This window comes from Streptomyces sp. NRRL WC-3742, assembly GCF_000720635.1.
Lineage (GTDB): Bacteria > Actinomycetota > Actinomycetes > Streptomycetales > Streptomycetaceae > Kitasatospora.
In genome coordinates, this window is the sequence record NZ_JOCF01000038.1 from 1 (window position 1) to 10,591 (window position 10,591).

15 protein-coding genes and 1 pseudogene are annotated in these 10,591 nt (G+C 73.4%); 15 read left to right on the top strand and 1 reads right to left on the bottom strand.

The genetic code is table 11. The features are described from left to right. The 3 genes and pseudogenes from IH61_RS48670 to IH61_RS0121520 all read left to right on the top strand — a co-directional run. A pseudogene (locus tag IH61_RS48670) lies at nucleotides 1-276 on the top strand (ATP-binding protein); the annotation flags it as partial. A gap of 52 nt (nucleotides 277-328) precedes the next feature. Continuing rightward, nucleotides 329-559, top strand: coding sequence for a hypothetical protein (locus IH61_RS0121515; protein WP_031072233.1), 231 nt, complete (start codon nucleotides 329-331; stop codon nucleotides 557-559). A gap of 81 nt (nucleotides 560-640) precedes the next feature. After that, nucleotides 641-1,885 carry an amidase gene (locus IH61_RS0121520; protein ID WP_051837619.1) on the top strand — a complete coding sequence of 415 codons (1,245 nt, stop codon included), beginning with the start codon at nucleotides 641-643 and terminating at the stop codon, nucleotides 1,883-1,885. On the opposite strand, the gene IH61_RS0121525 is transcribed toward IH61_RS0121520, so the two are convergent. After that, nucleotides 1,882-2,523: a TetR/AcrR family transcriptional regulator gene (locus IH61_RS0121525; protein WP_031072237.1), complete on the bottom strand. Its 642-nt coding sequence runs from the start codon at nucleotides 2,521-2,523 to the stop codon at nucleotides 1,882-1,884. The genes IH61_RS0121520 and IH61_RS0121525 overlap by 4 nt on opposite strands. A 150-nt stretch (nucleotides 2,524-2,673) precedes the next feature. Between IH61_RS0121525 and IH61_RS0121530 the strand changes: the two genes are divergently transcribed. The 12 genes from IH61_RS0121530 to IH61_RS43080 all read left to right on the top strand — a co-directional run bounded on the left by IH61_RS0121530 (nucleotide 2,674) and on the right by IH61_RS43080 (nucleotide 10,521). After that, nucleotides 2,674-3,591 (top strand): alpha/beta hydrolase, encoded by a 918-nt coding sequence (locus tag IH61_RS0121530; RefSeq protein WP_063763240.1) that lies wholly within the window; start codon nucleotides 2,674-2,676, stop codon nucleotides 3,589-3,591. Continuing rightward, entirely contained in the window at nucleotides 3,588-4,232 is a 645-nt protein-coding gene (locus tag IH61_RS41190) for a TIGR03086 family metal-binding protein (RefSeq protein WP_051837621.1), read from the top strand. Before IH61_RS0121530 ends, IH61_RS41190 begins: the two co-directional genes overlap by 4 nt. Before the next feature lie 306 nt (nucleotides 4,233-4,538). Beyond that, nucleotides 4,539-5,360 (top strand): protein phosphatase 2C domain-containing protein, encoded by an 822-nt coding sequence (locus IH61_RS0121545; protein WP_031072245.1) that lies wholly within the window; start codon nucleotides 4,539-4,541, stop codon nucleotides 5,358-5,360. A gap of 253 nt (nucleotides 5,361-5,613) precedes the next feature. Next, nucleotides 5,614-5,877 carry a hypothetical protein gene (locus tag IH61_RS0121550; protein WP_031072247.1) on the top strand — a complete coding sequence of 88 codons (264 nt, stop codon included), beginning with the start codon at nucleotides 5,614-5,616 and terminating at the stop codon, nucleotides 5,875-5,877. Nucleotides 5,878-6,117: 240 nt separating this feature from the next. Continuing rightward, nucleotides 6,118-6,837, top strand: a complete 720-nt coding sequence (locus IH61_RS0121560) for an ABC transporter ATP-binding protein (protein WP_051837625.1) — start codon at nucleotides 6,118-6,120, stop codon at nucleotides 6,835-6,837. Continuing rightward, nucleotides 6,834-7,628 carry an ABC transporter permease gene (locus tag IH61_RS0121570; protein ID WP_158845142.1) on the top strand — a complete coding sequence of 265 codons (795 nt, stop codon included), beginning with the start codon at nucleotides 6,834-6,836 and terminating at the stop codon, nucleotides 7,626-7,628. The genes IH61_RS0121560 and IH61_RS0121570 overlap by 4 nt, the downstream gene beginning before the upstream one ends. A 99-nt stretch (nucleotides 7,629-7,727) precedes the next feature. Further along, nucleotides 7,728-7,877 (top strand): daptide-type RiPP, encoded by a 150-nt coding sequence (locus IH61_RS47065; protein WP_158845145.1) that lies wholly within the window; start codon nucleotides 7,728-7,730, stop codon nucleotides 7,875-7,877. A 32-nt stretch (nucleotides 7,878-7,909) separates the two neighbouring features. Continuing rightward, complete coding sequence (locus IH61_RS47070) at nucleotides 7,910-8,053, top strand: daptide-type RiPP (RefSeq protein ID WP_158845148.1); 144 nt, start codon at nucleotides 7,910-7,912, stop codon at nucleotides 8,051-8,053. Between the two features lie 58 nt (nucleotides 8,054-8,111). Next, nucleotides 8,112-8,261: a daptide-type RiPP gene (locus IH61_RS47795; RefSeq protein ID WP_199823359.1), complete on the top strand. Its 150-nt coding sequence runs from the start codon at nucleotides 8,112-8,114 to the stop codon at nucleotides 8,259-8,261. A gap of 58 nt (nucleotides 8,262-8,319) precedes the next feature. Then, nucleotides 8,320-8,469, top strand: coding sequence for a hypothetical protein (locus IH61_RS47800; RefSeq protein ID WP_199823360.1), 150 nt, complete (start codon nucleotides 8,320-8,322; stop codon nucleotides 8,467-8,469). Nucleotides 8,470-8,584: 115 nt separating this feature from the next. Then, the gene (locus IH61_RS47075) at nucleotides 8,585-8,737 is read left to right on the top strand and encodes a hypothetical protein (protein WP_158845151.1); all 153 of its coding nucleotides are present in this window, start codon (nucleotides 8,585-8,587) and stop codon (nucleotides 8,735-8,737) included. Between the two features lie 92 nt (nucleotides 8,738-8,829). After that, nucleotides 8,830-10,521, top strand: coding sequence for a M50 family metallopeptidase (locus tag IH61_RS43080; RefSeq protein WP_051837630.1), 1,692 nt, complete (start codon nucleotides 8,830-8,832; stop codon nucleotides 10,519-10,521). Nucleotides 10,522-10,591 lie beyond the last annotated feature (70 nt).

Genomic DNA, 10,591 nt, shown 5'->3' on the forward strand with positions numbered 1-10,591 from the left:
GTGCCCGCCCGCGTGCTCACCGGCCACCGCCCCCGCCGCGACGGCCACCCCTACGACACCCACGTCCTCCCGCACCGCCCCACCACCCCCACGCTGCGCCCCGTCGACCTCGACACCTTCCCCGACCTCACCGCCGAGTCCGGCCGCGGCCTCTTCCTCATCCACGCCCTCACCGACCACGTCCAACTCCGCAACCACCCCCTGCGCGGCGCCATCGTGAGCTTCGACAAGATCCTCAAGTGGCAGGACAACGCCCTCCTGCGGGCCGCGTCCTGATCCGGTGGTCGCGCGGTTGCCGGGGGTCGGGGGTGGACGGACGATGAGGGGCATGAAGCACCAGATGCGAGCCGAGTACGGCGGCAACGGGGTGGCGGGCGGGGTGCGGCTGTGGCACGTGGTCCGGGGGGAGGAGAGCGTGGCGATGTGCGGGCGGGAGCTGGCGGCGGACGCGCGGGTGCGGGAGGCGGTGGACTGGGGGAAGACCGCGGAGCTGTGCTGCCACACCTGCGGGGCGTACTTCCTGCGCGAGGCGCCGTACCTGGCGGACGAGCACCGGTAGCGCGGCACTACCGTGTCCGGAATGGACGAATCCCTGGTCGGGCCACGGTCGTTGATCGCTGAGATCGCTGAGGTCGATGAGATGGGTGGGGCTGCCGCGCGGCCCTCGCCCCGGGAGTACGTCGACGCCTTCCTGGCGCGGCTGGAGCGGGTGGACCCGCTGATCCACGCGTTCGTGCCCGAGCCCGGGCGGGCGGAGCGGCTGCACGCGCAGGTGCGGGAGGCGGCCGGGCGGGGGCCGCTGCACGGGGTGGCGGTGGGGATCAAGGACATCGTGCACGTGGACGGCCTGCCGACGCACGCCGGGTCGGCGCTGCCGCCGGGGGTGCTGGCCGGGCCGCAGGCCGTGGTGGTGGACCGGCTGCTGGCGGCCGGGGCGCTGGTCGCGGGCAAGACGACCACCGCCGAGTTCGCCGGGACCGCCCCGGGCCCGACGCGCAATCCGCACCACCCCGGCCACACCCCCGGCGGCTCCAGCAGCGGTTCGGCGGCCGCGGTCGCGGCGGGGCTGGTGCCGCTGGCCGTGGGCACGCAGACCGTCGGCTCGGTGATCCGCCCGGCCGCGTACTGCGGGGTGGTGGGCTTCCGGCCGACGTACGGGCGGATCCCGTTCGCGGGCGTGATCCCGAACGCGCCGAGCTTCGACACCCTGGGCGTGTTCACCTCCGACCTGGCCGGCGCGGCCCTGGCGGCCTCGCTGGTCTGCGACGACTGGCCGGCAGGCCCCGTGGCGGCGGGGAAGCCCGTGCTCGGGGTGCCGGAGGGGCCGTACCTGGAGCGGGCCGAACCGGAGGCGCTGCGGGCCTTCGAGGGGTGGCTGGCCGGGCTGGAGGCGGCCGGGCTGGTGGTGCGCCGGGTGCCGCTGTTCCCCGACTTCGCGGAGGTCGCACGGCAGTTGCAGGTGATCAACCGTTTCGAGATGGCTCGCAGCCACGCCGACTGGTTCGCCCGGTTCGGGGGCCTGTACCGGCCGGAGACGGTGGCGGGCATCCGCGTCGGCCAGGGCGTCGCGGCCGAGGACCGTACGGCGGCGCTGCAGGCCAGGGAGCGGCTGCGCGAGCGGGTGGCGGCGCGGACGGCCGAGGCGGGGGTGGACCTGTGGCTGGCCCCGTCCGCGACCGGCGGGGCGCCGGAGGGCCTGCACAGCACGGGGGACGGGGTGATGTCGCTGCCGTGGAGCTACCTGGGCCTGCCCGCCCTGAGCCTGCCGGCCGGGCGGACGGCGGCCGGGCTGCCGCTGGGCCTCCAGGTGGTCGGCGCGCGGGGGCGGGACGAGCTGCTGATGGCTCAAGCGGCCGAGCTGGAGCGGGTGTTGGCGGAAGGTTAGGCGAGCGCCGGATCGGCGGGGTCGGTCGCTTCGGCGCGCAGCAGGCGCAGCAGGAGGCGTTCGGCCCGCTGGTACGGGGTGTCCTCCTCGTGCAGTACGGCCTGGGAGTTGGCCGTCTCCAGCACGGAGACGAGGGCGAAGGCGAGGTCCCCGAGGTCGGTGTCGGGCCGCAGGCCCCCGGTGGCGCGGGCCTCGGCGAGGGCGGCGGTCACGGTCTCGTGCCACTCGCGGGCACAGGTGGCGAGGGCGTCGCGGATGGCGCCGGGGCGGGCGTCGAACTCGGCGGTGACCTCGTAGAAGAAGCAGCCGCCGGGGAAGATCCGGGCCCGGGAGTAGGCGAGCCAGCTCTCGCAGAGGGCGCGGGCGTGGACGAGGCCGGGCGGGGTGTCGGCGACGGGGGCGACGACGGCGTCGGCGAAGATCCGCCGGGCGGCGCGGACGGTGGCGAGCTGCAGTTCCTCCTTGGAGCCGAAGCCGGCGAAGACGCCGCTCTTGCTGAGCCCGAGGTCGGTGGCGAGCCGCCCGATGGAGAGGGCTTCGAGGCCCTCGACGGAGGCGATCTCGACGGCACGGCGCAGGACGGCCCGGCGGGTCTCCTCGCCGCGCAGGAGTCGCCTGTCGGTGGTCGGTTCGGCCATCGTCCGCCCCGTTCTGGTCGCCGTGGGTCGCCGTGCTGCCTGCCCAGGGTAGTGCGTGGGCACAGTTGCTCCCCAGGGCGCGCGTCCATGAAACTGTACGAACGGTCGTGCTAGCATCTCGCCCGCAGGAACGAGCGACAGGGAGACCCGATGGACCCCGCCCACGCACTGATCCGCACCGCACTGAACGGCACCGCCGCCCTCGCCCCCGGCCCGGCCGGGCGGGCCGCCTTCGAACTGTTCCGCCGCCCGCTGCGCCGCAGCCGGGTCCGCGGCACCGAGCTGGAGATCCACCGCAGCGCCGCCGTCGAAGCGCTGCGGGTGAACGGCACGTCGGTGGTCGGCTACCGCTGGGGTGACGGCGAGCGGCCCGTCCTGATGCTGCACGGCTGGCGCTCCCGGGCCTCCCGCTTCGCGCCGTACGTGCCCCGGCTGCGCGAACTCGGCCTGAGCGTCCTCGCGTTCGACGCCCCGGGCCACGGCGACTCGGGCGGGCGGGCCACCAGCGTGCTGGAGTACCGCCACCTCGCGCTCCAACTCCAGGACAGGTACGGCCCGTTCGAGGCCGTCCTCGCGCACTCCCTGGGTGTCTGCGCCGCCTTCGGCGCCCTGGCGGACGGCCTGCGGGCGGGCCGGCTGGCCGCCGTGTCCGGGGTGTCCTCGGTCGGGTTCTTCCCGGCGGCGTTCTGCGCCGGGCTCGAGCTGAACGCCGCCGTGGAGCGCCAACTGCGCCTCCGGATCGAGGAGTCGCTGTTCGCGGGGGACGCGGGTGCCTGGGAGCGCTACGACGCGGCCCTGCAGGCGGAGGCCGTCGGCCTGCCCGTCCTGGTGGTGCACGACGAGGACGACCGGGTCGTCCCGCTCGGCCAGGCGCACCGGCTGCACCGCGCGTACGGTGACCGGCTCGACCTGATCGTCACTCAGGGGCTGGGCCACCGAAGGATCGTCACGGAACCGACGATCGTTGATCAGGTGATCGGATTCATCTCCGCCGACACGCCCGCCGACACACCCGCCGACACGGCGCCTGCCGAACCGCCCGCCGACCAGGAGGTCACCACCGCATGACGCCCTACGACATGAAGCACGTGGCCGCGAAGCTCGTCGAGCTGCACGCGCGCTCGCTGGACCTGGCCGCCGAGGTGGTCGACACCGTACGGCCGGAGCACCTCGACCTGCCCTCCCCCTGTGCCGGCTGGACGCTGCGCAAGCTGCTGGAGCACGTCCTCGGCCAGCAGCAGGGCTTCGCCGCGGCCGCCCGCGGCGCCGGGCCGGACCTCGCGCTGTTCGCGGACGCCCCCGTCGGGCCGGACGTGGCCGCCGAGTTCCGCCGCACCGGCGCCGAACTCACCGACGCCTTCCGGGAGGCGGCCGCCGCCGAGCGGGCGCTCTGGCTGCCCGAGATCCGCGACGGAGGCCCCTTCCCGATCACCCAGGCCGTGGGCTTCCACCTGCTCGACACCCTGGTCCACGGCTGGGACGTCGCCGCCGCCCTCGGCACGGCGGACGCCCTGGTCGCGACGGTGGAGGCCGACGACGCCCTGGTCGGCACGCTGCTCAAGGTCACCGAGGCCGTCCCGGACACCCCGGAGGCCCGGGCACCCGGCCTGGCCTTCGGCCCCGGCCTGGAACCGGGCGAAGGCGGCGGCCGCTTCGCCCGTTCCCTCGCCCTGCTCGGCCGCGACCCGCTCTGGAAGGCCGCTGGCTAGGAGGACTTCTCGTCCGGGAAGCGCGGCCCGCCGATCAGGAAGAGCAGCGCGGCGGCGGGAAACCCGAGCGAGGCGGCGAGCACCACGATGAACTGCCAGAACATGATCCGCTCCTCGTCAGTCCAGGGCCGCACGGGCACCCGAAGGTGAACCCAAACCCGGCAGGCCCGAATTGGCCGAAACGTCCAGCCGGTATCCGACGCTATGGCCGATTCGCCCCCGCTGCCACCGGACACCGCCCCCGATCCGCGCCACACCGGCGCACGGGTCTGGGCGCGGGCCGGGGGCGGCGTCCACACTGTCGGGATGCAGCTACAGCTCGCGGGTGAAGCACAGCGGCCCGACCGGGAGAGCGAGGACTTCGCGGCGGCCTCACCGGAAGCCCTGGTCCTGCTGGACGGCTCCAGTTCACCGGCCGGGATGGAGTCCGGCTGTCGGCACGGGACGGCCTGGTACGTGCGCAGACTCGGGGTGCACCTGCTCGCCCGGCTCACCGACCGCGCCGACCGCTCGATCGCCGAGTGCCTGGCCGACGCCATCGTGGAGACGGCCGCGCTGCACGGCGGCCGCTGCGACCTCGGCCACCCCAACACCCCCGCCGCGACGGTGGTCGCCGCCCGGCGGCACGGGGAGTCGCTGGAGTACCTGGTGCTCGGCGACTCCCTGCTGGTGCTGGAGTTCACCGACGGCCCGCCCAGGGTGATCGGGGACAACCAGCGCTTCCCGGACGGCGAGGAGCTGCGCCGCCAGGTCTGGTCCACCGTCCCCGGCTCCGCCGAACGGGCCGCGCTGCACCTGGAGTACGCGCTGGCCGTCCGCGCCGCCCGCAACCGCGGGGACGGCCCCTGGATCGCCGCCGCCAGCCCCCGCGCGGCCGGCCACGCCGAGACGGGCTTCGTCCGGCTCGACGGGCTGCGCGCCCTGGCCGCCCTGACGGACGGCGCCTCGCGCTACACCGAGCGCTTCGGCCTGGGCAGCTGGGCCGACGCCCTGCGCCTGCTGGCCGAGGCCGGCCCGGCCGAACTGATCGCCCAGGTCCGTGCCGTGGAACGCGCCGACGACCGGTGCGAACGCTGGCCGCGCGGCAAGGCGTACGACGACGCCTCCGCCGTCTACGCGCTGCTGTAGACGATCGATCGGCGGCGGTCCCGTCCCCAGGGGCCGCCGCCCTCCCGGGACGCCCGCGCGCCCGCTTCGGTTCCCCGGACCGTGCCCGTCACTTGTTGCATCGTGCTGCAGCGCAACTCTGCAAGATGCTGCACCCGAACTCCCTGGAAGCGGCCCTCGCCGGCTGGCATATTTCTCGTTGTCAGCAGCAAGCGGAAACGCAAAGGCAACGGGAGTGAAAGTGGCTCGGTCGGGGGAAAAGATGAAGCGGCGAATGATCGGCCAGATTTCCGGGATCGCACTCGCGGGGTCTTTCGCGGTCAGCGGCCTGGTGCTGGGGAGCGCCGGTTCGGCGCAGGCCGTGACCACGAATCAGGCGGGCATCAACTGTCCGCTCGGGGTCACCGCCGCCATCGGCGACAGCTCCGTCTCTCTGGCCGCCCCGGTGCTGCCGACCCGTCCGACCTGCCCGATCATCGGCCCGCTGCCGGTCGTCAAGGCGGGAGCGGCCACGGCGCACACGGCCGCCTGGGACTAGTCCCGGCCCGTGCTGGGCCCGCGCGGCAAAAGCCCTGGGAAACAGCGAATTCAAGGAAAGAAACATGCGGACGATGCGGACGAAGTTTTCAGTGGCGGCTGCGGGAATTCTCGTGGTCATGGCGGCCTGCGGAGGCTTGCTGATCCGGTCGGAATCCGAATCCAAGGGAATCGGTTACGCGTTTCTCGGGCTGGTTTTCGTCGGGGCCATCGCGGTGGGGACCATGATGAGGGGGAAGCGATGACCGGCCCGGGGCTCGACATCGTCTTCGACGCGGTCACCAAGGAGTTCGGGGGCCGCCGGGCGCTGGACGAGGTGTCGTTCACCGCGCGGGCCGGCCGGGTCACCGGTTTCGTCGGACGCAACGGCGCGGGCAAGACCACCGCGATGCGCATCCTGCTCGGGCTGGCCGAGCCCGGCAGCGGCACGGCCACCATCGGGGGCCTCCCGCACCGGCAGCTTCGGCCCGGGACCGTCGGCCACCTGCTGGACTCGGCGTTCCACCCCGGCCGGACCGGGCGGGCGCACCTGGAGATCCAGGCCGCCGCACTCGGACTCGACCGCAGCGGGATCGACGACGTCCTGCGGGACGTCGGCCTCCAGGACGCGGCCGGCCGCCGCACCCGTGGCTACTCGCTGGGCATGCGCCAGCGCCTGGGCCTGGCACGGGCCCTGCTGGGCTCGCCCGAGGTGCTCGTCCTGGACGAGCCCACCAACGGCCTGGACCCGGACGGCATCCTCTGGCTGCGCGAGCGGCTGCGCCGGGCCGCCGACGACGGCGCCACGGTGCTGGTCAGCAGTCATCTGCTGGGCGAACTCGATCAGTTGGTCGACGACGTGGTGTTCCTCCAGGGCCGGGTGGTCTGGCAGGGCACGCACGGCGACGCGGCCGAGGAGTCAACCGACGGAAGTCTGGAGCAGCTGTACCGTCAGCTGGTCGGAACGGGAGCGGCAGCATGAGCGCTGCAGTGGCCATCGGATCGATGGCGGTCGACGGCGCCACGCTGAAGCGTGCGACGGCGGCCGAGTGGGTGCGGGTCCGTACGACCCGGACCTGGTGGGGGCTGCTGCTGGGCGCGATGGGCATGCCCGCGATGTCCACGCTGGGTGCGGTCAGCACCGTCGGCAAGCCCGGCGGGATCGACGCCGGCACCCCCGAGGGCCTGCACCAGGCGCTGAGCAACGGGTTCAGTTCCGCGCTGCTCGCCGCCGTGCTCGGCGCGCTGCTCGTCACGACCGAGTACCGCCACCGCACCGCCGGTGACTCGATCACCCTGCTGCCGGGCCGCGGAACGTGGCTGCTGGCGAAGGCCGTGGTCGCCTCGGTCCTGGGACTGGTGTACACGATCGTCGGACAGCTGACCGTCCTCGCCATCGGGGTGCCGATGCTGGGATCGAAGGGCGTGGACGTCGACCTCTGGCACGGCGACCTCTTCGGGACGATCTGGGGCACCTGTCTGCTCGGGCCGTTCGCCGCCGTCTTCGGCGTGGGGATCGGGGCGCTGGTGCGCAATCAGGTCGCCTCCGTGGCCGGTCTGGTGATCTACACCATCCTGCTGGAGGGCGCCCTGGTGAAGTTCCTCCCGGAGGTCGGCAGGTACCTGCCCGGCGGCGCCATCGCGGCGATCGCCCTGGACCCCGGAGTGGACCACGTGCCGATGGCAGCGGGCTTCCTGCTCTACGCCGCCTGGGCGGGAGCGGCCCTGTACGTCGGCGCCCGGCGCCTGGCCGCGCAGGACGTGGCCGGCTGAGGCCGGCCCCAAGAGACTTCCCCGCCGTACGGCGGGGGGAGAGCGCCTGCCACATCCGTGGCGGGCGGTGGAGAAGAACACTGAAAGGTGGTGACCAGCATGCGTAACGACATGAACGTGATGGAGCTGGTTGAGGTCGAGGAGCTGGAGGAGCTTCAGGCTCCGGGCTTCTGGGACACGGCGGCGGGCTTCGCGGTCGGTGCCGGTGTGGTCGGCGGTGGCCTGGCCATCGGCATCGCGATCACCTGATCCGACCTCCTACAGAAACCGAGGAACAGCACATGACTGAGCTGAACCCTGTCGGCGCCGTGGACCTCGCCCTCGTGGTCGAGGAGCTCGAGGCGCTGGAGGCCCCGGGCTGGGGCTGGCCCGAGTGGACCGCGGTGGGCACGACCATCATCGCCGGTGGCATCGTTCTCACCTGATCCGGTCAACTGTCCTGCCTCTGGCGGGAGTTGGAGTGCGGGAGAGGAGGTGAAAACAATGCAGAACAACATCGACGTGGTGGAGCTGGTCGAGGTCGAGGAGCTCGAGGAGCTTCAGGCCCCGGGCTTCTGGGACACGGCGGCGGGCTTCGCTGTCGGTGCCGGTGTGGTCGGCGGTGGCCTGGCCATCGGCATCGCGATCACCTGATCCGGTCAACTGTCCTGCTTCTGGCGGGAGTTCGAGTGCAGGCGAGGAGGTGAAAACAATGCAGAACAACATCGACGTGGTGGAGCTGGTCGAGGTCGAGGAGCTCGAGGAGCTTCAGGCCCCGGGCTTCTGGGACGGCGTGGCCCTCGGTGGCACCTTCGCTGGTGCCGTCGGCGCCGGCATCGGCATCGGCATCGCGATCACCTGATCCGGCCACTGACCGAACAGGCAAGAAAAAAGCGCCCCCTGAAAGAGTCGCAAGCCTGGCAGCTAGAGACGACTCGAACAGGAAGCGCAAAGAACGATCAAAGGAAGGATACCTCATGACGCTGGAACTGATCCAGAGCGAGTCCGAGCTGGTCGTCGAGGAGCTGGAGGAGCTGCAGGCTCCGGGCTTCTGGGACGGCGTGGCCCTCGGTGGCGCCTTCGCTGGTGCCGTCGGCGCCGGCATCGGCATCGGCATCGCGATCACCTGATCGGCACGGGGCGGTGACCGCAGGGTGAGAAACCCGGGCGGTCGCCGCCCCGCCCCACGTCTGAGCAGATCCCCAAGACTTCCGGAGGAACAGTGAGCGCGGTACAGGCCACGGCCACGGTGACCGGCCGTGCGCACGACGAGATCCCCGACCACGACGAGATCCGCGGCGGCGACGCATTCCACCTGGTCATGCGTCCCGGCCTCGACTTCGTCCCCGACAGCGACGGCCGCCGGGTGATCGTGGTGGACCGGGTGAACGGCCGCCAGCTGCGGATGGCGCCCAGCGCCGCCGATCTGCTCCGCTCCCTGGACGGCACCCACACCCGGGCCTCCCTGGCCGCGGACCTCGGGGTCGCCGATCCGGCCGTGGTGGACCGGGCACTGGCCAGGTTCGCGGAGCTGGAGCTGACCACCACCATCGCCGACGCGGCCCGCCTGCCCGAGCCGAAGGCGCCCCGCCGCTGGGGCTACCGACCGCCGGGCATCCTGGAACTGACCATCCTCAACCCGGCCCGCCTGCTCGCGGCCTGCGCCCCGGTCGGGCGCGCGCTGGCCTCCCGGGCCGGCGCGGCCCTGGGCGCCGCGGTGACCGTCGGCGGTCTCGCCCACTTCGCGCTGGCCGGTGCCGGCGCGCTCCACGAACTCGACCGGCCCGCGAGCCTGCCCGTCCTGGTGGCCCTACTGGTCGCGATGGTCACGACCACCTTCGTCCACGAGCTCGGCCACGGCCTCTCGCTGGTGCGCGGTGGCGGCCGGGTCCACCGGCTGGGCGTGATGCTGATGTACGGCAGCCCCGCGATGTTCTGCGACGTCAGCGAGGCATGGCGGCTGCCCCGCAGGGAGCGGCTGCTGGTGGCGCTGGCCGGCATCCGGGTCCACCTGGCCACCGCCGGGCTGTCCGGGGCGATCGCCCCGCTGCTGCCGCACGGCGGCGCACGGCAGCTCGCCGCGGCGCTGGTGGTCTCCAACCTGCTGATGGGCGCCGTCAACCTGTGCCCGTTCGTGAAGTTCGACGGCTACCTGGCCCTGATCGGCTGGCTCGACCGGCCCAACCTGCGCTCCCAGTCCATGGAGGACGCCGGACGGGCCGCCGCCGTGGCGGTGTTCGGCGGTCGGCTCGACAGGCGTCCGAGCCTGCGCCGGGTGCTGTTCGGCGCGGCCTGCGCCGTCACCGCGCCCGCCCTGGTCACCTCGGCGTTCCTCAACTACCAGGCGTTCGCCCTGGTGGTGCTCGGCCCGGTCGGCAGCGTGCTCGTCCTCGCGGTGGTGGGCTTGGCCGGCTTCCTCGGGCTGCGCAAGGCGGTCCGCTGGTTCCGGCTGGCGGGCGAGCACGGCGCGGGTCCGCTCCGGCGCTCGGCCGGGGCGCTCGCCCTGGCGGCCCTGGTCGCGGCGGTGCTGTACGGGGTCACCGTCCCGCGCACCGTGACCTCGGTGTACGCCTCCACCCCGCAGGGCCCGGTGATGGTGCTGCCTGCCGACACCGGCGCCGACCGGCTGGCCGGACACCGGGTGAGCCTGCAGGCATCGGGCATGGTGCTGCACCCCGGGACGGGGGAGGCCGTCGTCTGCGGCGGCGCCGTCAGCCGTCCGGTCTCCGCGTCGGCCGGCTCGCCGGTGGTGATCGGCGTCGACGCACAGATCTCCCGCACGGTGGTGCCGCTCTGCACGGACGGCCCGCCCGCGCGCTCCGACGGCCTGACCTCCGTGCACCTGGACGATGTCCCGCTCGGGTCCTGGCTGGTCGGCACCTTCCTCGCGCCGGCCTGGTCGCAGCTGTTCTGAACCGCTCGCCCCGAACCGCGCGCGACACCCCGAACCGCGTGCGACACCCCGAGCCACGCGTGACGCACTG